General features: G+C 66.6%; 16 protein-coding genes and 1 pseudogene. 10 read left to right on the forward strand and 7 right to left on the reverse strand.

Annotation, left to right across the window (positions count from 1 at the left end; genetic code table 11):
- Positions 1 to 8 precede the first annotated feature (8 nt).
- Together ACHMWQ_RS06635 and ACHMWQ_RS06640 are read right to left on the reverse strand one after the other, a co-directional pair.
- Positions 9 to 464: an RbsD/FucU family protein gene (locus ACHMWQ_RS06635; protein WP_354551770.1), complete on the reverse strand. Its 456-nt coding sequence runs from the start codon at positions 462 to 464 to the stop codon at positions 9 to 11.
- A gap of 257 nt (positions 465 to 721) precedes the next feature.
- Positions 722 to 1,519, reverse strand: coding sequence for an IclR family transcriptional regulator (locus ACHMWQ_RS06640; RefSeq protein ID WP_396306835.1), 798 nt, complete (start codon positions 1,517 to 1,519; stop codon positions 722 to 724).
- 129 nt (positions 1,520 to 1,648) lie between these two features.
- Between ACHMWQ_RS06640 and ACHMWQ_RS06645 the strand changes: the two genes are divergently transcribed.
- The 6 genes from ACHMWQ_RS06645 (at position 1,649) to ACHMWQ_RS06670 (ending at position 7,299) form a co-directional block, all read left to right on the forward strand.
- Entirely contained in the window at positions 1,649 to 3,010 is a 1,362-nt protein-coding gene (locus ACHMWQ_RS06645; RefSeq protein ID WP_396306836.1) for an aspartate aminotransferase family protein, read from the forward strand.
- A 275-nt stretch (positions 3,011 to 3,285) separates the two neighbouring features.
- A complete protein-coding gene (locus ACHMWQ_RS06650) occupies positions 3,286 to 4,116 on the forward strand; it encodes a transporter substrate-binding domain-containing protein (protein WP_396309406.1) in 831 nt (276 codons plus the stop codon).
- 18 nt (positions 4,117 to 4,134) lie between these two features.
- Positions 4,135 to 4,794 (forward strand): amino acid ABC transporter permease, encoded by a 660-nt coding sequence (locus ACHMWQ_RS06655; protein ID WP_396306837.1) that lies wholly within the window; start codon positions 4,135 to 4,137, stop codon positions 4,792 to 4,794.
- Between the two features lie 18 nt (positions 4,795 to 4,812).
- A complete protein-coding gene (locus ACHMWQ_RS06660; RefSeq protein WP_396306838.1) occupies positions 4,813 to 5,469 on the forward strand; it encodes an amino acid ABC transporter permease in 657 nt (218 codons plus the stop codon).
- Positions 5,466 to 6,248 carry an amino acid ABC transporter ATP-binding protein gene (locus ACHMWQ_RS06665; protein ID WP_266330666.1) on the forward strand — a complete coding sequence of 261 codons (783 nt, stop codon included), beginning with the start codon at positions 5,466 to 5,468 and terminating at the stop codon, positions 6,246 to 6,248. The genes ACHMWQ_RS06660 and ACHMWQ_RS06665 overlap by 4 nt, the downstream gene beginning before the upstream one ends.
- A gap of 184 nt (positions 6,249 to 6,432) precedes the next feature.
- Positions 6,433 to 7,299 carry an NAD(P)-dependent oxidoreductase gene (locus ACHMWQ_RS06670; protein ID WP_396306839.1) on the forward strand — a complete coding sequence of 289 codons (867 nt, stop codon included), beginning with the start codon at positions 6,433 to 6,435 and terminating at the stop codon, positions 7,297 to 7,299.
- A 238-nt stretch (positions 7,300 to 7,537) separates the two neighbouring features.
- On the opposite strand, the gene ACHMWQ_RS06675 is transcribed toward ACHMWQ_RS06670, so the two are convergent.
- The 3 genes and pseudogenes from ACHMWQ_RS06675 to ACHMWQ_RS06685 all read right to left on the reverse strand — a co-directional run.
- Positions 7,538 to 8,962, reverse strand: a complete 1,425-nt coding sequence (locus ACHMWQ_RS06675) for a mannose-1-phosphate guanylyltransferase/mannose-6-phosphate isomerase (RefSeq protein WP_396306840.1) — start codon at positions 8,960 to 8,962, stop codon at positions 7,538 to 7,540.
- Between the two features lie 135 nt (positions 8,963 to 9,097).
- A complete protein-coding gene (locus ACHMWQ_RS06680) occupies positions 9,098 to 10,774 on the reverse strand; it encodes an AAA family ATPase (protein ID WP_396306841.1) in 1,677 nt (558 codons plus the stop codon).
- A 226-nt stretch (positions 10,775 to 11,000) separates the two neighbouring features.
- Positions 11,001 to 11,309: pseudogene (locus ACHMWQ_RS06685) on the reverse strand (Wzz/FepE/Etk N-terminal domain-containing protein); the annotation flags it as partial.
- A 212-nt stretch (positions 11,310 to 11,521) separates the two neighbouring features.
- Here ACHMWQ_RS06685 and ACHMWQ_RS06690 point away from each other — a divergent pair.
- Positions 11,522 to 13,582: an ATP-dependent helicase gene (locus ACHMWQ_RS06690; RefSeq protein ID WP_396306842.1), complete on the forward strand. Its 2,061-nt coding sequence runs from the start codon at positions 11,522 to 11,524 to the stop codon at positions 13,580 to 13,582.
- A gap of 50 nt (positions 13,583 to 13,632) precedes the next feature.
- On the opposite strand, the gene ACHMWQ_RS06695 is transcribed toward ACHMWQ_RS06690, so the two are convergent.
- Positions 13,633 to 14,007: a VOC family protein gene (locus tag ACHMWQ_RS06695; RefSeq protein WP_396306843.1), complete on the reverse strand. Its 375-nt coding sequence runs from the start codon at positions 14,005 to 14,007 to the stop codon at positions 13,633 to 13,635.
- A gap of 52 nt (positions 14,008 to 14,059) precedes the next feature.
- Positions 14,060 to 14,758: a YafY family protein gene (locus ACHMWQ_RS06700; RefSeq protein WP_354551785.1), complete on the reverse strand. Its 699-nt coding sequence runs from the start codon at positions 14,756 to 14,758 to the stop codon at positions 14,060 to 14,062.
- Between the two features lie 253 nt (positions 14,759 to 15,011).
- Here ACHMWQ_RS06700 and ACHMWQ_RS06705 point away from each other — a divergent pair, with 253 nt between their 5' ends.
- From ACHMWQ_RS06705 to ACHMWQ_RS06715, 3 genes are all read left to right on the forward strand, one after another.
- Entirely contained in the window at positions 15,012 to 15,845 is an 834-nt protein-coding gene (locus ACHMWQ_RS06705) for an ImuA family protein (protein ID WP_396306844.1), read from the forward strand.
- Positions 15,736 to 17,301 (forward strand): Y-family DNA polymerase, encoded by a 1,566-nt coding sequence (locus ACHMWQ_RS06710; RefSeq protein ID WP_396306845.1) that lies wholly within the window; start codon positions 15,736 to 15,738, stop codon positions 17,299 to 17,301. The genes ACHMWQ_RS06705 and ACHMWQ_RS06710 overlap by 110 nt, the downstream gene beginning before the upstream one ends.
- Positions 17,302 to 17,449: 148 nt before the next feature.
- Positions 17,450 to 20,710, forward strand: coding sequence for an error-prone DNA polymerase (locus tag ACHMWQ_RS06715; RefSeq protein WP_396306846.1), 3,261 nt, complete (start codon positions 17,450 to 17,452; stop codon positions 20,708 to 20,710).
- The last annotated feature ends 19 nt before the right edge of the window (positions 20,711 to 20,729 follow it).

Here is a 20,729-nt window from a genome sequence, read left to right on the forward strand (position 1 = left end):
GCCTCCGCCTAGCGCGCGTCGGGCGGAATGACGCCCTTCTTCAGGATGAAGCAGCCATAGAAGCGGCGTTCACCGGTCTGGATGACGCAATAGGCATTGCGGGCGCGCTCGTAGAAATCGAAGCGCTCGACCGAGCCCATCGGCCAGGAGCGGCCTTCGGCGGCGTCGATCTCGGCCTGCACTTCGTTCTGCACGTCGGGAAGCTGGTCGGGGCTGCCGACGATTTCCATGCGTAGTGCCGGTTGGTCGACGAAGCTGTCGAGCGGCAGGACGGAGAGGATCGCGCGCGCCGCCTCGGCGGCCGAGACATTGTCGATCCGCAGCAGCTCGCCCAGCACGGTTTCGCGGGCGACGGAGTCGGCGGGGAAATTGGTGTCGCAGATGACGAGGTCGTCGCCATGGCCCATCGCCCTCAGGGCGTACAGCACGTCCGCGTTCAAAAGCGGGTTGATCGATTTCAGCATGAGTCCCTCCGTTGTCCGTCCGTCCGCTTGAGCAGATCTTGGCGTCGCCGACAGGCCGGTTACCGCGCCACTCTAGCGTGACACGTGCGGCGGCGGAAATGGGCAGATCGCCGATTCTCGCCCGACTCGGGCCTGCGGTGCACAAAAAGAATCGCGGTTTTCTGCGCGTCGCAGCACGTTCGAGCGCCGCGACGGGACCGATCCACAAAGGTGCGCGAGGCCGTTCGGCGTTGCCGGGGCGGTCGCAACGGACGGGGTCAGTCGGCGGTCTGGCGCTGCAATTGCGACGAGGACAACTTCTGCGAAATCTGTGCCGTCGCTTCCTGCAACCTGGCGATGAGGCGAGGCCGGATTTCTGCGGTGACACGTCGCTCGGGCGCCGAGATGCTGATCGCGGCGACGGGATAGCCGGCCTCGTTGAGGATGGCGACGCCCATGCACATCGTGCCTTCCTCGTTCTCGCCGATCTCGATGGCAACGCCGGTCGCCGCGGCTTCGACGAGCTGCTTCTCGATCGTCTTCAGCTGCGTGATGGTGCGCAGCGTGCGTTGCGGCAGCGCGTCGGAAAGCAGTTGCGTGCGTTCGGCGAGGGGCAGCTGCGCCAGGATGGCCTTGCCGAGCGCGGTCGAGTGCACGGGATCGCGGCTGCCGATGCGCGCCTGCATGCGCAGCGCGCGGGTCGATTCGATGATGTCGATATAGACGACGTGGTTGTCTGCCAGGACCGCGAGGTTAGTGGTCTCGTTGAATTCGCGGTTGATCTCGGTCAGCGCCGGCAGCGCGCATTCGCGCAGCCTCTGGATGCTCTTGTCGGCGGTCGCCAGCGCGCGAAAGCGGATGCCGACGCTGTAGCGGTCGCGGTTGGCGTCATAGGTCAGGAAGCCGGCGGCACTCAGCGTCCGCAGATAGCGGAACACGCTGGTCTTCGGCAGGCCCAGTTCGCTGGCGATCGTCGTCAGCGAGGCCGGATGGCCCTTCTGGGCGATCGCATCGAGCACCTTGAGGGCCTTCAGGACCGGGCCGACAATATAGCGGTCGTCTGTTTCCATGCTCATCGCCGGTCGTTCCATTCCTGCTTCCGCCGCCCGGAAACTAGCTTTTTTCCGTCACGCGAAACAAGCGCTCGTTTACATGAAACGGGCCTTCTGGCTTGGTGCTGGGCATACCAAGCAGAGGAGCTAGCGTTGACCATCCACAACCAGGCGGCCAGCACGTCCACCGAAACCGCCCAGTCGTCCAAGCCGTTGACCTTCGAGCGTTCCGCGGAGGAAATCCGCCGCAATGCCCAGTGGATCGCCGGTGGCGTCAACAGCAACTTCCGCCTGAACATCTCGCCGACGCCGCTCGTCTTCGAGAAGGCGGAAGGCCCCTATCTGTTCGATGTCGATGGCAACAAGCTCATCGACTACTACCTCGGCATGGGGCCGATGATCCTCGGCCACAATCCGAAGGCGCTCACCGACGCCGTCACCGAGCAGATGCAGCACGGCATCCTGTTCGGCGGCCAGTCGAAGGTCGAAGTCGAGGCCGCGCGCCTTGTCTGCGAGATGGTACCCAGCGCCGAGCGCATGCGCTTCGCCTCGTCCGGTTCGGAAGCCGACCAGGCCGCGCTGCGGCTGGCGCGTGCCGCCACCGGCCGCCAGGTCATCATCAAGTTCGAAGGCCATTATCACGGCTGGTTCGACAACGTGCTGTGGTCGACCGCGCCGCCCCTCGACGCCGCCGGCCCGGCCGACAAGCCCGTGCCCTTCGCCGGCAGCAAGGGCCAGCTGCCGCAATCGGTCGAGGGCCTCGAAGTCCTGCCCTGGAACGATCTCGCGCTGCTGCAGCAGCGTCTCGCCAAGGGCGACGTCGCCGGCGTGATCATGGAAGCGACGATGTGCAATGCCGGCGCCATTCATCCGGCGCCCGGCTATCTCGAAGGCGTGCGCGAGGCCTGCACCAAGGCCGGCACGATCCTGATCTTCGACGAGGTGATCACGGGCTTCCGCCTCGGCGCCGGTGGCGCGCAGGCGCACTTCGGCGTCAAGCCCGACCTCTCCACCTTCGGCAAGGCGATCGCCAACGGCTTCCCGGTCGCGGCCATCGCGGGCCGCGCCGACCTGCTCGACATGTTCGTGTCCGGCGGCGTCGTGCATGGCGGCACCTACAACTCGCAGCCGCTGTCGATGGCGGCGACCGTCGCGACGCTGAAGTCGCTGACGCCGGAGCTCTATGCCACGATCGGCCGCAACGGCACGCGACTGATGGAAGGCATGCGCGCCGTGTTCGACAAGGCCGGCGTCAAGGCGGTCGTCACCGGCTATCCGCAAATCTTCCACGTCGCCTTCGGCCTCGATGCGCCGGCGCGCGACTATCGCGATCTCGCCCGCTCCGACAAGAAGGCCTATGTCGCCTTTACCACGGCGCTGCTGCAGCGCGGCGTTCGCGCGCTCGAACGCGGCGCCTGGTTCCTCTCGGTGACGCATGACGAGGCCGTTATCGACGCCACCCTGGCGGCCGTCGAGGGGGCTGTGGGCGAGCTGAAGGGCCGCGGTATCCTTTAGGTTGTAAAGCGCGGCGGTCGGGAAAAATTCCACCACGTGAAACGATGCCGTCTTGCTTTGCGTCCATCCGCAGGGGACGTTGTGCGCCGCAGCTTCGAAACTGCGGCGCAGAGAAACGGCGCCAAGCCGTGCCCGCGCCAGCAAAATCGAGAGTGAAATTTTGGGTAGGCGAAGTTTAATTCGCCACGCAATCTTATCCAATCGCCGCGCGACAGGGAAAGTCTTCGGATTTGTCGCGCGGCCTGACAAAGGGGAATAATATGCGCTCTACTGCATTGAAGGTTGCGGCGGGTCTTGGTGCCCTTTCGCTGGCGATGTCTTTCACGCAGGTGGCTTCCGCCGCCGGCAAGCTCCAGGACGTGCTGAGCCGCGGCAAGCTTGTCGTCGGCACCGGCAGCACCAATCCGCCCTGGCATTTCCGGGATGAATCGGGCGAATTGGTCGGTTTCGACATCGACGTCGCCAAGATCATCGCCAAGGGCCTGTTCGACGACGACACCAAGATCGAGTTCGTGAACCAGGCGTCCGACGCCCGCATCCCGAACATCGTCACCGACAAGGTCGACATCAGCTGCCAGTTCATCACCGTGACGGCAGCCCGCGCCCAGCAGGTCGCCTTCACCGTTCCCTATTATCGCGAGGGCGTCAGCCTGATGATGGTGGCCGGCGGCAAGTATCCCGACTATGCCGCGCTCAAGGCTGCCGGCAATGCCGTGACCGTCTCGGTGCTGCAGAACGTCTTCGCCGAGGGCATGGTCAAGGCCGCGCTGCCCGACGCCAAGGTCGATCAGTTCGAGAGCGTCGACCTGATGTACCAGGCGTTGAACTCCGGCCGGGCCGACGCCGCGGCGACCGACACGTCGTCGCTCGCCTACTACATGAAGCAGAACGAGGGTCGCTACGTCGACTCCGGCTTCAGCTGGAACCCGCAGACCTATGCCTGCATCGTCAAGCAGGGCGATCCGGACTGGCTGAACTTCGTCAATGTCGCGCTGCGCGAGTCGATGACCGGCACGACCTTCCCGATGTACAAGAAGGCGTATGAGCATTGGTTCGGCACGTCGCCGTCCGAGCCGACGATCGGCTTCCCGGCTGAATTCCGCTAGTCCGGGACCGCTTCCACCGTGAACTACACGCTGCACTTCGGTGCCGTCTGGGCGAGCTTCGATCATCTTCTGGCCGGGCTCGCCATAGGACTGGCTCTTGCCGTCGCCGCCGTGGCGGTAGGTACGATCCTCGGGCTGCTTTCGGCATTTGCCAGCGTGTCGAAATCACGCGTGCTGCGCGGGATCAGCGGGACCTACGTCCTGCTGATCCGCAACATTCCGCTGCTGGTTCTGGTGCTGCTGGTCTATTTCGCGCTGCCGGCAACCGGGATCCGGCTCGACAAATATGAAAGCTTCATCGGCTCGCTGGCGCTCTATGCCGGCGCCTATCTGACCGAGGTGTTCCGCGCCGGGCTGCTTTCGGTGCCGAAGGGCATCGTCGAGGCTGGCAGGGCGATCGGCCTGACGCGGATGCAGACCAATCTGTCGGTCGTCATGCCGGTGATGCTGCGCAACTCGCTGCCCTCGCTCGGCAACACCTTCATCGGCATGTTCAAGGATAGTTCGATCGCCGCGGCGATCGCCATTCCCGAGCTGACCTTCGAAGCCCGCAAGATCAATGTCGACACATTCCGTGTGGTCGAGACCTGGACCGTCGCGAGCGGCCTCTACATCGCCGCCTGCTTCACGATCGCCGCCCTGCTGCGAAGGCTCGAGCGCCGCTTCCCCAAATTCTGATCGGGTCACACCTATCCAATGGACGCTTTTCTCGCCCAGCTCTGGATCGCCCGATGGCCGATATTCGACGGCTTCCTGATGACGATCGGCATCTCGGTCGGGGCGATCGTGTTCGGCACGATCCTCGGCTGCATCGTCGGCATCCAGCTCGTCTTCGCGCCGCTCTGGCTCCGTCTTCCGTTCCGCGCCTATGTCGATATCATGCGCGGCACGCCGCTCCTGGTCCTCATCCTCGCCGCCTTCTACATCCCGGCCGTGCTGGGGCTATCGCTGTCGGCGGCGCAGGCCGGCACGCTGGCGCTCGGCCTGTTCGCCGGCGCCCATATCGGCGAGCTGCTGCGCGGTTCGCTGCAGGCGATCCCGCCCGGCCAGATCGAGGCGGGTCGTTCCATCGGCCTCACCTTCCCGCAGATCCTCGCAAATGTGCTGCTGCCGCAGGCGCTCCGCACGTCGCTGCCGCCCTGGATCAACACCGGCGTCGAGCTGATCAAGGGCTCCAGCCTGCTCTCGATGATCGGCGTCGGTGAACTGCTGCTGAAGACGCAGGAAGTGATCGGCCGCAATTTCATGACCATTCAATTCTACGTCTTCGCCGGCGTCCTCTATCTGGTGGTGAATATCGCCCTGGACCTGCTCGGCAAGTCGATGGAACGCCGTCTCGGAGCCCGCCAATGACCACGACAGACACCGCGCGACCGCTGCTCGACATTCGCGGGCTCCGGAAGAATTTCGGCGCCGTGGAAATCCTCAAGGGCGTTGATCTCAGCCTCCGTCCGAAGGACGTCGTCTCGATCATTGGTTCGAGCGGATCCGGCAAGACGACGCTGCTTCGCTGCGTCAATCTGCTGGAGGAATTCCAGGGCGGCGACATCATCCTCGATGGCGAGACGATCGGCTACAAGACGGTCGGCGGCAAGCGGGTGCGGCTCCGCGACGCCGAGCTGTCGCGCCAGCGCGCCATGACCGGCATGGTGTTCCAGAGCTTCAACCTGTTTCCGCACCTGACCGCCGCCGGCAACGTCATGCTCGGCCTGCGCAAGGTGAAGAAGCTCGGCAAGGAAGAAGCCTTCGTGATCGCGGAGAAATGGCTGAACCGGGTCGGGCTCGGCGCGCGCCTCGAGCATTATCCGAGCCAGCTTTCCGGCGGCCAGCAACAGCGCGTCGCGATCGCCCGCGCGCTGGCGATGAACCCCAAGCTGGTGCTGCTCGACGAGGTGACCTCGGCGCTGGATCCGGAACTGGTGCAGGAAGTGCTGACCACCATCAAGAGCATCGCCGATGACGGCGCGACCCTGCTGATCGTCACGCATGAGATGCGCTTCGCCCGCGAGGTCTCCAGCCGCATCGTCTTCATGGAGCAGGGCCGGATCGCCGAGGAAGGCACGCCTGCGGAGATCTTCGGCGAGGGTCGCAGCCAGCGTCTCAACGAGTTCCTGAAGAGCTCGCGCCACTGAACGGCGCGGCGCTGGACATCTATCCGCATGACGGAAGCGGGCGGCCCTCACCGGCGCCCGCTTTTTTCATGGGGCAGGGCGGTGTCTCGGCCGGGGCGGGGTGTCAGGAAGCGGGGGCCATGTTAGGCCTGTGCCAGGGCGTCGCGGATCGACGCCGGCAGGATGGAATTGGACGGAGATCGAGATGACGAAGGTAGCGTTCCTGGGCCTCGGCGTGATGGGCTACCCGATGGCGCGGCATCTGCAGGCAAAGGGCCATGAGGTCACCGTCTACAACCGCAACGCCGCCAAGTCCGCGAAGTGGGTTTCCGAATTCGGCGGCCGCGCTGCCGCGACCCCGAAGGAAGCTGCCGAGGGGCAGGACATCGTCTTCGCCTGCGTCGGCAATGACGACGATCTGCGCTCGGTCACCATCGGTCCGGACGGCGCATTTGCCGGGCTCGGTCAGGGTGCCGTCTTTGTCGATCACACCACCGCTTCGGCGGAGGTGGCGCGCGAGCTGCACGCCGAGGCCGAGAGCCGCGGCTTCGCCTTCATCGATGCTCCCGTTTCCGGCGGCCAGGCGGGTGCGGAGAACGGCCTGCTGACGGTGATGTGCGGCGGCGATGCCGAGCCGTTCGCCCGCGTCGAGCCGGTGATCGCCAGCTATGCCCGTGCCTGCCGCCTGCTCGGACCCGTGGGCTCTGGCCAGCTCGCCAAGATGATGAACCAGATCTGCATCGCCGGTATCGTCCAGGGCCTGGCCGAGGCGCTGCATTTCGGCAAGCGCGCCGGCCTCGACGTCGAGGCCGTGGTCGAGGTGATCTCGAAGGGCGCGGCGCAGTCCTGGCAGATGGAGAACCGCTACAAGTCGATGAATGCCGGCCAGTTCGAGTTCGGCTTCGCGGTCGACTGGATGCGCAAGGATCTCGGCATCTGCCTCGATGAGGCGCGCAACAACGGCGCGAAGCTGCCGCTCACCGCGCTGGTCGACCAGTTCTACGCCGACGTCCAGGCCATCGGCGGCAACCGCTGGGACACGTCGAGCCTGATCGCCCGGCTGGAAAAGTAGGGGCCTTTTTGGGTCCGCGCTCCCGCCAACGCCCAACCTCCGCCGTCATCCTCGCGAAGGCGAGGACCCATCCAGCCGTGAACTTGGGCGTTTGGCACGGCTGGCAACCCTGTTGAATGGATCCCGGGTCAGGCCCGGGATGACGGCGAGGGTGGGGAGGTGTGGGGTGTCTCCATCCCAGACGAGGTGGGGAGGCGTGGTGGTCCACGCTTCCGGCCATGCGGGCGTCTGGCGCCCCTCACACCCTCGCGTAAATATCCTCGATGCGGACGATGTCGTCCTCGCCGAGATAGGAGCCGGTCTGGACCTCGATCAGTTCGAGCGGGATCAGGCCGGGGTTGGAGACGCGGTGGATCGCGCCAAGAGGCAGGTAGATCGACTCGTTCTCATTCACCGTCGAGATCTTGTCGTTCAGCGTCACCTCGGCGGTGCCGCGCACGACGACCCAATGTTCGGCACGATGGTGGTGCTTCTGCAGCGACAGCTTGGCGCCGGGCTCGACGACGATCTTCTTCACATGGAAGCGGTCGCCCCGGCAGATCGTCTGGTAGGTGCCCCAGGGCCGGTGGATCTTGATGTGCTCGTTGGCCTCGTGGCGCTTTTCCGCCTTCAGGCTGGCGACCAGATGCTTGACGTCCTGGGCCCGGTCGGACGGCATGATCAGAATCGCGTCCTCGGAGGCGACGACGGTCATGTTGTCGAGGCCGATGCCGGTGATCAGCGGACCCTCGGAGTGGATGAAGGCGTTGTGGCTGTCGATCAGCGCGACGGGGCCGGAGGTGACATTGCCATGTTCGCCGGCCTCGCGGCTGTCGCGCACGGCGTCCCAGCTACCGATGTCGGACCAGCTGAAGCGGCCCTCGATGACGGCGGCGCGGTCGGTGCGCTCGAGCACGGCGTAGTCGATCGACTTGGCCGGCATCGCCACGAAGCTCTTCTCGTCCAGGCGAATGAAGCCGATGTCCTCGATCGCGCCTGCGATCGTCTTTTCGGCGCCGGCGGCGATCTCCGGCTCGAACTTGGCGGCCTCGGACAGCATCAGCGCAGCCGGGAAGATGAAATTGCCGGAATTCCAGAGATAGCCGTCGGCGACATAGCGTTCCGCGGTCTCGCGGTCCGGCTTCTCGACAAAGGAGGTGACGGCGAAGGCGCCCGGCGTGCCGAGCGGCTTGCCGGGCTTGATATAGCCATAGCTGGTGCGCGGCTCGGTCGGTGTGATGCCGAAGGTGACAATATGGCCTTCCTCGGCGGCCGCGGCGGCGTCCAGGCAGGCCTGCTGGAACAGGGCCACGTCGGGCACCAGATGGTCTGCGGCCAGCGCCAGCACCAGGCAATCATCGCCATGGATCTTCTGCGCATAGCGGGCTGCGACGATCAGCGCCGCCGCGGAATCGCGTCGTGCCGGCTCCAGGATGATGGTGACGTCGACGCCGATTTCCGCGGCCTGACGGCGAGCGAAGAAACGGAAGGCATCGGCGGTGATGATGATCGGGTCCGTTCCGCCGGCGCTCTTGGGTGGCACGCGCAGCAGCGTGTCCTGATAGAAGGTGCGATCGGAGCCGAGCGCCAAAAACTGCTTCGGCATGCTGTCGCGCGAGATCGGCCAGAGTCGTGTTCCCGATCCGCCCGCCAGAATAACCGGAACAATCTTCGAACCTGCCATAGTGATAGCCTCTCAAACGCAGCTTGCGCTTCATGCGCCTTTTGCCGGGGATGCCCCCTCGCTTTGCGGGGATGTTGCATGGCCGGGGGTTACCAATTCAACGCGCGGGTCTCTCAGGAGTTCGGTTCGGACCCGTCAGTTTGGAACATTCTTTCCGAATGGTTGCAGCGGCGGAGCGATGCGGGCCATTCGGGAAGCGTGGCGTCGGGGGCGGGCCGCGTGATTGAGCGCCAGCCAGAGATGCGCCGTGCCCCGCCCGCCGCGCGCCATTGCGCGGAGCGCAGCGCGGACATCGCGGGCCCGCGTCGCGGCCTCGACGACCAGGACGACATCGTCGACATGGCGCAGCCAGAGCAGCGTGTCGACGACGCCAAGCACGGGCGAACTGTCGATGACGATCTGGTCATAGGCCTGCCGCACCGTCTGCAGCCAGTTGCCGAGCCGGCCGGATTGCAGCAGCGCATCCACCCGGAGGCGCGCATCGCCGGGGCCGGCGGCGACGGTCAGATGCGGCGTGACGTCGTCGAACTGAAAGGCGTCGGCGGGCAGGACCGAGGCGATGCGTCCGGCCAGGTGATCGGCGAGGCCGTGCCGGCGATCGCGATCGAGCGCGGCGTGAATGCCGGGCTCGCGCAGATTGCCATCGATCAGGAGCGTCTTGCGGCCGGATAGCGCGAAGGATCGCGCCAGCGCGATCGCAGTCAGCGTCGCGCCCTCACCGGGGAGGGCCGCCGTCACCAGCGCGATGCGCGCGGTTCCCTGCGGTCGCGGAACGGACGGGGCGAGATCGAGCCCGAGCCGCAATCGGCGCACGCTTTCGGCATAAGGGCCGGCCGGATTTTCGAGGATTTCGTCCGCCGGCTTGTCCCCCGTGCGTCGTGCCTCGATAGCGGGGAGGGAAGCGAGCACCGGCACGCCGGAGAACGCCTCGAGCGCGCTCTCGTCCGCGAAGCCTCCAGAAAGGCTGTCGCGCAGGATGGCGGCCGATACGCCGAGCAGAAGGGAGAAAGCCATGGCGAGGCCGGCGATCAGCGGCGTGTCCGGATAGGTCGGGGTGGAGGGGGGCAGGGCTGCCGAAACGATCCGGCTGTCGGGAAGCTGCAGGTCGATTTCGGCCGTCGCGGTCGTCGAATTGGTCGTGAGCTTGTCGACGACCAGGCGCAGCGCCGCTGCATCCCCCTCGACCTCGCGAAAATGCAGCACAAGGTCGGCCGGCACGTCGGGCCCCGTCAGCCGCTGGCTGAGGCGGTTGCGCAACTCGGCCTCGTTCTGCTGTGCCGTGCTCGCCTCCGCGGCGATCCTCGCGATCACGGCCTGGGCTTCCTTGTCGATCTGCCGGTCGAGTTGGGCGAGCCGGGTCTGCGTGTCGGCGCTGTCGGCGGGAGCGGGTCCCTGACGGATCGCCGCTGCCTGCGCCTGGAGCCGCACCATACGCTCGGAGTTCAGTTCGGCGATCAGCGCGTCCCATTCGCGCTTGCGGGCGCGTTCGCGCGAGCGGCCGGCGAGCGCGTCGTAGCGAAGGCGGTTCGCCTCCTGCTCCTTGATGGCGGAGCGGATGTCCCGCAGCTCGGCGCGAAGCTCGGTGTCTTCGATCTGGAGAATATTGTCGTCGAGGAAACTGTCGAGCTTGCGGTCGATCTCGCGCAGCGCGGCGCGCGCGCTTTCGAGCTGCTGGGCGAGCCGCTTCTGCATATCGGCCGCGAAATCGACCTTGGCGCGGATCTGCGCGTCGATATAGGCAGCGGCCCAGTTGATTGGCGATCCGCGCCGCCTTGTCGGGATCCCGGGAACGGGCCGCGACTTCGATGACATAGGTCGCCCCCCGACGGGTGACCGCAATCGCCTGGCTCAGCCGCTTCAGCGTCAGCCGGGTCGCCTGTTCGGCGGACAGCGTGGCTGGACCAAGGCCAAGCAGGCTTGCCAGACGCGCCCGCAAGCCTCGCTTCGGCGCGAATTCTGGGTCGCGAACCAGGTTCAGCGTGTTGACCACCGACAGCAACACCGAGGGCGAGCGCAGCATCTCGACCTCGCTCTCGACCCGCGCCGCATCGGCCGACCTGCCGCCTTCGGGCCGGTCCGCGTCGAGCATGCTTCGTTGCCAGGGATCGACGATGACCAGCGCGGAGGCCTTGTAGGCCGGCGTTGCCTGCCAGAGGAAGAGCGCGGCCAACAGGTTGATGGCGATGACGACGCCGAAAAAAGTCCAAATCTGGCGGCGCAGCAGGCGGAACAGCCGCCACGGATCGGGAGGCTCCGCGAGCGATGCGGCCCATGGCCCGGAGGGCGGCGGCGCAGGCGAGGCCTGGCCATCCTCCGAGGCGAGGCGCAGGCCCCTGCCGTCCGACATCCTGACTTCCCCCGTCGAAGCCGATCCGTTTCGCAGATGCTGGGTGCGGTGGTCCTGGATGCAGGAAGCCGGCCGCACAACTCAAGGTGACGTAACGGAAATGGCGAGTCAACACCGGCCCATGCGGCGGTCGTCCGCATTGCGAACAAAACGGGAAACATGCTCCAATCCGGGACGATCCCGCCCTTGATTCGACGGAACCACGTATCTCCATGACGGCTGCCCATCTCGCCCGGCTGAACGACGACCAGCGCCGCGCCGTCGAATTCGGGGTCACCACGCCGGAGCGCGGCCCACTGCTGGTGATCGCCGGCGCCGGCTCCGGCAAGACCAACACACTGGCGCACCGGGTCGCGCATCTGATCCTGAACGGCGCCGATCCGCGCCGCATCCTGCTGATGACCTTTTCGCGCCGCGCGGCGAGCGAGATGGCGAAGCGGGTCGAGCGCATCGCTGCGAGCGTGCTCGGCGCCAAGGGTGGCGTGCTGACCGATGCGCTCGCCTGGTCCGGTACGTTCCACGGCGTCGGCGCCAAAATCCTGCGCGAGCACGCGCAATGGATCGGCCTCGATCCTGCCTTCACGATCCATGACCGCGAGGATTCCGCGGATCTGATGAACCTGGTCCGGCACGAGCGCGGGCTCTCGAAGAAAGAAAGCCGGTTTCCCGCCAAGGGCACCTGCCTCGCCATCTATTCGCGCGTGGTCAATTCCGAGACGACGATCGACGAGGTACTGGTCCGGGTCTTCCCCTGGTGCGCCATGTGGAAAGACGAGTTGAAGGCGCTGTTCGCCGCTTACGTCGAGGCGAAACAGGCGCAGAACGTGCTCGATTACGACGATCTGCTGCTCTACTGGGCCTATCTGATGGCCGAGCCCTCGATCTCGGGCGAGATCGCCGCCCGCTTCGACCATGTCCTGGTCGACGAATACCAGGACACCAACCGGCTGCAGGCCTCCGTCCTGCTCGGGCTGAAGCCGAAGGGGGACGGGCTGACGGTGGTCGGCGACGACGCGCAGTCGATCTATTCGTTCCGCGCCGCGACCGTCCGCAACATCCTCGATTTCCCCGGCCATTTCTCGCCGGCCGCCGAGATCGTCACGCTGGAGCGCAATTACCGCTCGACCCAGCCGATCCTCGCCGCCGCCAATGGCGTGATCTCGCTGGCGACCGAGCGCTTCACCAAGAACCTCTGGACCGAGCGCGAAAGCGGCGACAAGCCTCAACTGGTGACCGTGCGCGGCGAGGCCGAGCAGGCGCGCTATGTCGTCGAGACGGTGCTGGAGGCGCGCGAGCGCGGCGTGGCGCTGAAGGAACAGGCGGTGATGTTCCGCGCTTCGCATCATTCGGGCCCGCTCGAATTCGAGCTGACCCGGCGCAACATCCCCTTCGTCAAGTTTGGCGGGCTGAAGTTCCTCGACGCGGCGCATGTGAAGGATCTGCTCGCCGTCCTGCGTTTCGTGGAAAATCCGCGCGACCGCGTCGCCGGCTTTCGTGTCGCGCAATTGCTGCCGGGCGTCGGGCCGGGCACGGCGGGCAAGATGCTGGAATCGATGGCCGGCGCGGTCGATCCCGTTGCGGCGCTGGCCGAGTTCAAGCCGCCGCAGAAGACGGCGGCCGACTGGCCGGCCTTTGTTGAGCTGGTGGGCCATCTGCGCCAGGCGAAATTGGGCTGGCCGGCCGAGATCGAGGCGGTGCGCAGCTGGTACGAACCGCATCTCGAGCGCATCCACGAGGACGCGACGGTGCGGCTGGCCGACCTGGTGCAGCTGGAGCAGATCGCCGCCGGCTTTGCCTCGCGCGAGCGCTTCCTGACCGAGCTGACGCTCGATCCGCCGGATGCCACAAGCGGCGAGGCGGGCGTGCCGCTGCTCGACGAGGATTATCTGATCCTCTCGACCATCCATTCCGCCAAGGGGCAGGAGTGGAAATCGGTGTTCGTGCTCAACGTCGTCGATGGCTGCATGCCGATCGATCTCTCGACCGGCACGGCCGAGGAGATCGAGGAGGAACGGCGGCTGCTCTATGTCGCCATGACGCGCGCCAAGGACGAACTGCACCTCGTCATGCCGCAGCGTTTCTTCGTCACGCAGCAGACGCGCGGCGGCGACCGTCACATCTACGCGACCCGTACTCGCTTCATTCCCTCCGCCATCATCGGCCTGTTCCAGCAGGTGATCTGGCCCCCGGCGCCGAGCGAAGTGGCGGGAGCCGCCGCCATGCCGCGCGTCCCCGTCGACATAGCGGCCCGGATGCGGGGCATGTGGAAGTAGGGCGCGCCTCGCTTGAACCCTCCCCTTGAGGGAGGGTTCAAGCGAGGACCTTACTCGTCCTGCAGGCAGACCCGCAGGCGGTGGCCGTCGGGGTCGAGGGCGACGAAGGTCGGGCCGAAATCGAGGACGGTCAAGGCCTGCTCGATCTGGAGCCCGCGCTGCTGCCAGTCGGCATAGAGCGCGTCGATCCTGTCCTTGTTCTCGACCATGAAGACGATCTCGCCATTGGCGCCGTTTGCCGTGGCGGTGGTGGCGGGGTTGGCCTGGGCGCGGCCCCAGAGGCCGAGCGTCAGGCCGTTGTCGAGCGGCAGTGCGGCGAAGTTGGGCGACAGGCTCGCGGCCGGATGGCCCAGCAGGTCGCCATAAAAGGCGGCGCTGGCGGCCGTGTCGTTCACATAGAGCAGGATCATGTTCGGGGTCGTCATGGTGTTGCCTCCGTTGTCGATGGAGGCAGGTGTAGCCGAGCCTGCTGTCAGTTTATGGCAGCAGTGTCGGATGGCTGATTCCCTCGGCGATCTTCCATTCCTTCAGCAGCGCCTGCCGCCGGCGCGGGTAGCGCGTTTCCGTGACGACGAGATCGGCCATCCGCTCGGTGCGGAAATGGCGGAAGTCCTCCCGTGTCTCGCACCAGGCGACGAGCACGCGCACCTTCTCGAAGAAGCCAAGTGCGAACGGCCAGACCGTACGCTGCGAAGCGGCGCCGACCGCGTCGACATAGGCGAAGGCAAGCTTGCGCTCGCCGCGGATCGCCGCGCGGATCGCGGCCAGGTCGACACCGGGCGTCTCGGTCGAACTGGCGCCGACCAGCAGCGTCGAACTGTCGAGATCCTCGCGCAGATCCGCCGGCAGCACGGCCGCGATCTTGGCCAGCGCATTGCTGGCGGCGAGCGCCAGCCGGGGATCGGCGCGTTTCGAAACCCAGCGCGAGCCCAGCACCATTGCCTCGATTTCGTCCTCGGAGAACATCAGCGGCGGCAGCATGAAGCCGGGCTTCAGGATATAGCCGATGCCAGCTTCGCCCTCGATCGACGCGCCCTGCGCCTGGAGCGTGGCGATGTCGCGATAGAGGGTGCGCAGGCTGATGCCGAGTTCCGTGGCCAGCACCTGGCCGCTCACCGGCCGGCGGTGACGGCGCAGGATCTGGATCAGGTCCAGCAGGCGTTGCGATCGCGACATGGCGCATCCCTTTCATCCCATGATGCCATAAACTGGCAGCATTGGCACGGCGACCCGCGGTCCTTTCTCCTTTTCGTGACGCTCCAGGATCTCCCCGCAGGCGATCGCCCCCTCCGGATGAGGGTACCCGTTCTGATACGCGACAGGCTGGGTAGTTCGCTTGCCGCGCGATTGAACTCTTGCCTGATTTGGAGTCGTATTGGATAGAACAAAACAGGAACAATGGCGATCGGATCGGATAGCGACGACCAGGATGGATACCGCAAGGACGACCCTTTCCGCATTGCGGCAGCGCATTGCCGCGCTGGAGACGACGGCCCGGCCCGCACCGCCGGGCGAGGCCCTTTCGCCGAGGGCAACCGCGCGCGCGTCCCGTATCGCGCTCGACCGGGACGCGGTCGATGCCGCGCTGGGGGGCGGGCTGGCGCGCGGCGCGCTGCATGAAATCCATGCCGCTTCGGGCGCCGACACCATCGCGGCGTCGGGCTTTTCGCTGGCCCTGGCGCTGGCCGCGGCCCCCGCCGGGCGACCGATCGTCTGGGTGCGGCAGGATTATGCCGCCCGCGAGGGCGGCGACCTCCATGCCGATGGCCTGCAGGCGCTGGGTCTCGATCCCTCCGCGCTGATCCTGGTGCAGTTGCGGGATGCGCTGGCCGTGTTGCGCGCCGGCGGCGAGGCGGCCCGCTGCGGCGCGCTGGGCGCCGTGATCATCGAGCCCTGGGGCGAACCGAAGGCGCTCGACTTGACGACACAGCGCCGCTTTTCGCTGGCGGCGGAGGCTTCGGGCGTCACCGTCCTGCTGCTGCGGCCGGGCGCGCGGCCGATGCCGGGCGGGGCGGAGACCCGCTGGCTCGTGCGTTCCGAACCGGCCGCGCCGCTCGCCATGAACGCGCCGGGCCATCCGACCTTTGACCTGACCTTGTTGCGCCATCGCCATGGACCGCCCGGCGGACCCTGGCGGCTGGAGTGGAACCGCGATGAAAAACTCTTCAAGCCCCCGGCGCTATTGCGCGATCCGGCTGCCCTTCCTCGCATCGAACCGGCTCCGAAACCTGCCGAACGCGCCCCATTCCGGCTTGCCGGCTGAAGCGCCGCTGCTGATCGTCGAAAAGGCGAAGGGCGCGCTGGCGCTGGCCGCGCCGGACCCGGCGGCGTTGCGGCAGGGACTTGGCCCCGGCCTGACGCTGGCCGAGGCGCGGGCGCGCATCGCCAATCTGGTGGTGGCCGAGCATGACCCCGCCGCCGACGAGGCCTTGATGGAGCGGATCGCCGATTGGTGCGATCGCTATACGCCGCTGGTCGCCCGCCATGGCGAGCGCGGCCTGATGCTCGACATCACCGGCGTCGCGCATCTCTTCCAAGGCGAGGCGGCGCTGCTCGAGGACCTGCTGACGCGGCTTGCCGGCTTTGGCCTCACCGCGCATGGCGCGATCGCCGGCGCGCCGGCAACCGCCCGTGCGTTGGCGCGGGGCCGGGATCGCGTGATCGTGCCGCCCGGCCGCGAGGCGGAGGCGGTCCGGCCCCTGCCGATCACGGCGCTGGGGCTGGACGCCGCGCGGGTGCAGGCGCTGCGGCGGGCCGGGCTGAAGATCGTCGCCGATCTGATCGACCGGCCGCGCGCCCCACTCGCCGCCCGCTTCGGCGCCGATTGCGTCGAACGGCTGGAACGGCTGGCCGGCATTGCCGAGCATCCGATCTCGCCGCGCCGGCCGGTTCCCGCGGCGCTGGCCGAACGGATCTTCTTCCAGCCAATCGCCCATCAGGACGATATCGCCGCCACGCTCGCCCGCCTCGCCGCCGATGTCGCCTCGCTGCTGGAGGCGCGGGGAGAGGGTGGCCGCCATTTCGAGGCGAGCTTCTATCGCGTCGACGGCGCCGTGCGGCGGATCGATGTCACGACCGCGCGGCCCAACCGGGCGCCGAAGGCGATCGCGAGACTGTTCCACGAGAAACTGGATGCGCTTTCCGATCCGCTCGATGCCGGCTTCGGCTTCGACCTGATCCGCCTCGGCGCCTTTCGCACCGAGCCTTTCCTGGCCGCGCAATCGAGCCTCGAGGGGCATGCGCTCGATGACGAGGCGGTGGCCGATCTGGTCGATCGTCTCGGTGCCCGTTTCGGGCCCGAGCGGGTGCAGGGGTTCCTGCGGGAAGACACGCATATTCCCGAGCGGCGGACGCGGCGGGTGCCGGTCTTCGCCATGGGCGGCAATACGGCCCCCTGGCAGGACGAACTGGAGCCCGGCGACCCGCCGCTGCGGCCGCTCAGCCTGTTCGATCCGCCCGAGCCCATCGAGGCGATGGGCGAGGTGCCGGACGGCCCGCCGCTCAGCTTTCGCTGGCGCCGGGTGCTGCACCAGGTGGCCCGCGCCGAGGGCCCGGAGCGGATTGCGCCGGAATGGTGGCGCGCCGGCGGCGATTGGCCCGACCGCGATTACTTCCGCGTCGAAGATCGCAATGGCGGCCGTTTCTGGCTCTACCGGGAAGGCTTTTATACGGCCGACCGGCCGCAGCCGCGCTGGTTCCTGCATGGATTGTTCGCATGAGGATCGGAGAAAGGCCCGCAGAGGCCGTCATCCCGGCGAAGGCCGGGATCCATCGGCAGGCGATCCTGCGATTGGGCCGGTGTTCCTGGGCCCCGGCCTTCGCCGGGGCGACGAGCCGGCGTGAACCCTATGCGTTCTGCGAGGCTGCATGAGCCCCTATGCCGAACTCGCCGTGATGTCGAACTTCTCCTTCCTGGAGGGCGGGTCGCATGCCTATGAACTGATCGTCCAGGCGCATGCGCTGGGGCTGAAAGGCATCGGCATCGCCGACCGCAACACCTTTGCCGGTATCGTCCGGGCGCATGATGCGTGGTCCAGCGAGGACTTTGGCAACACGCGGGCTGCCGGATTCCGCCTCGTCGTCGGCGTCCGGCTCGTGTTTCGCGATGGCACCCCGGATATCCTCGCTTATCCTGCGGATCTCGCCGCCTATAGTCGGCTTTGCCAGTTGCTGAGCCTCGGCAAGCGTCGCGCGCCGAAGGGCGAATGCCATCTCGATTTCGACGATCTGGCCGATCATGCAGAGGGCTCGCTCTTCATCCTGATGCCGCCCGCTCGGGTGCCGGGAGATTTTGGCGCGGCGGCGCGAAAGCTCGCCGCTCTCGCGCCCGGCCGGGCGTGGATCGCCGCCGTGCTCTACCGCAAGGGCGACGACCGCCGCCGGCTCGCCGCCCTGTTGGAGCTTTCGCGGGAATGCCGGCTGCCGCTCATCGCCGTCAACGACGTGCTCTATCACGCGACCGAGCGGCGTCCGTTGCAGGACGTTTTGACCTGCATCCGCCACAAGACGACGATCGAGACGGCGGGGCGCTTGCTGGAGGCCAACGCCGAGCGGCATCTGAAGCCGGGCTTTGAGATGGTGCGGCTGTTTCGCGATTTTCCAAGCGCCATCGGCGAGACGATGCGCTTCCTGAAGCGCATCACCTTCACCCTCGACGAGATAAAATACGAATATCCGCATGAGGCCGTGCCGAAAGGCATGAGCCCGCAGGACTATCTCGAGATCCTGACCTGGCAGGGGGCGGAGCGTCATTATCCCCAGGGCATCCCCGCCAAGGTCCGAGCGACGCTCGCCAAGGAATTCGCACTGATCCGGGAGCGTAACTACGCCGCCTATTTCATCACGGTGCATGACATCGTCGTCTTCGCGCGCAGCGTCGGCATTCTCTGCCAGGGACGTGGGTCCGCCGCCAATTCCGCCGTCTGCTATTGCCTGGGTGTGACCTCGGTCGACCCGGTCCAGCATCAATTGCTGTTCGAGCGCTTCCTGTCGTCGGAGCGCGAGGAGCCGCCCGATATCGACGTCGATTTCGAGCATGAGCGGCGCGAAGAGGTGATCCAGTTCATCTATGAGCGCTATGGCCGCGACCGCGCCGCGATCTGCGCCACCGTCATTTCCTACCGGACGAAAAGCGCCATTCGCGAGGTCGGCAAGGCGCTGGGGCTCTCGGAGGATGTCATCGTTGCGCTCGGCGGCACCGTCTGGGGCGGTGGCTGGGGCTCGGATATCCAGAACAAGCACATCACCGATTCAGGCCTCGATCCGAAAAACCCGGAGATCGAGCGCGCGGTCAAGCTGGCCATGGAACTGCGCGGCTTTCCGCGCCACCTCTCGCAGCATGTCGGCGGTTTTGTGCTGACGCAGAAGCTGCTGAACGACCTCGTGCCGAGCGGCCCGGCGGCGATGAAGGATCGCAGCTTCATCGAATGGGACAAGGACGACATCGATACCGTCGACATGATGAAGGTCGATATCCTGGCCCTCGGCATGCTGACCTGCATCCGCAAGGCTTTCGATCTCATAGCGGAGGCGGGCGGAGAGCGTCACGAACTCCACACCTTGCCCTCCGAAGATCCCGCCGTTTACGACATGCTCTGCAAGGGCGACTCGATCGGCGTCTTCCAGGTCGAGAGCCGGGCGCAGATGAACATGCTGCCGCGCCTGCAGCCCCGCCGGTTCTACGATCTCGTCATCCAGGTGGCGATCGTCCGGCCGGGCCCGATCCAGGGTAATATGGTGCATCCCTATCTGAAGCGCCGCGCCGGCCTCGAAGAGCCGACCTATCCCTCGCCATCCCCGGAGCATGGCCATCCCGACGAGCTGAAGGAAGTTCTGTCGCGGACTCTGGGCGTGCCGATCTTCCAGGAACAGGCGATGAAGCTCGCCATGGTCGCGGCGAAATTCACCGGCGACGAGGCGAATGGCCTGCGCCGCGCCATGGCGACCTTCCGGCATAATGGCACCATCCACCAATATGAGGAGAAGATGGTCGGGCGCATGATCGCGCGCGGCTATGACCCCGCTTTCGCCAACAGTTGCTTCGAGCAGATCAAGGGCTTTGGCGAATATGGCTTCCCCGAAAGTCATGCCGCGAGCTTTGCCCGGCTCGTCTATGTCTCGGCCTGGATCAAGTGCCACCACCCGGCCGCCTTCGCCGCGGCGTTGCTGAATTCGCAGCCCATGGGCTTCTACGCACCCGCGCAGATCGTGCGCGACGCTGCCGATCACGACGTGCCGATCCATCCCGTCGACATCAGTGCGAGCTTTTGGGACAACACGCTGGAGCCGACCGAAAAGGGGCTGGCGCTGCGGCTCGGCTTTCGCCAGATCGACGGCTTTCGCAAGGATTGGGCGGAGACGGTCGCGGCGCGGCGGGGCGAGGGCGGTTTCGCGGCGATGGACGATCTCGTCCGCCATACGGGGCTGGAGCGGCGGGCTTACGAAAAGCTTGCCGACGCCGATGCGCTGCGCTCGCTCGGGCTCGACCGGCGGCAGGGACTCTGGGAAGTGCGGCGGTTGCCCAGTTCCGACATCCTGCCGCTCTTCGCCGCCGCCGATGCGGCCGAACTGGGCCGCGAGCAGGATATGCCGCTACCCGCCATGCCGCTTTCCGAGCATGTCGTTGCCGATTACCAGACGCTGCGCCTGTCGCTGAAGGCGCATCCGATGCGTTTCCTGCGCGAGCGCTATACGAGCGAGCGCATCCTGTCCGCCGCGGCGATGACGGCGCTGGCCGATGGTGCCTTCGCGCGGACGGCGGGCGTCGTTCTGGTCCGCCAGCGTCCCGGCAAGGGCAATGTCGTGTTCATGACGCTCGAGGACGAGACCGGCATCGTCAATGTCGTCGTCTGGACGCGGCTGTTCGACGAGTTCCGCCGCACCATCATCGGCGCCAAGCTGGTGCTGGTAGAGGGCAACATCCAGAAGAGCGCGGAAGGCATCGTCCATCTCGTGGCGAAGAAGCTGATCGACCGCACGGGCGACCTCGATCACCTCGACGAAGACCGCCGCCCGAACCTGGCTCTGTCGCGGGCCGACGAATTCGTCCACCCGCAACAGCCCCGCCACCCCGGCGGCAGCCACCCGCGCAACGTCCGCATCATCCCGAAATCGCGGGACTTTCACTGAAGGGCGGTTGGCGGGAGAC

Source organism: Kaistia sp. UC242_56 (genome assembly GCF_044452255.1).
Lineage (GTDB): Bacteria > Pseudomonadota > Alphaproteobacteria > Rhizobiales > Kaistiaceae > Kaistia > Kaistia defluvii_A.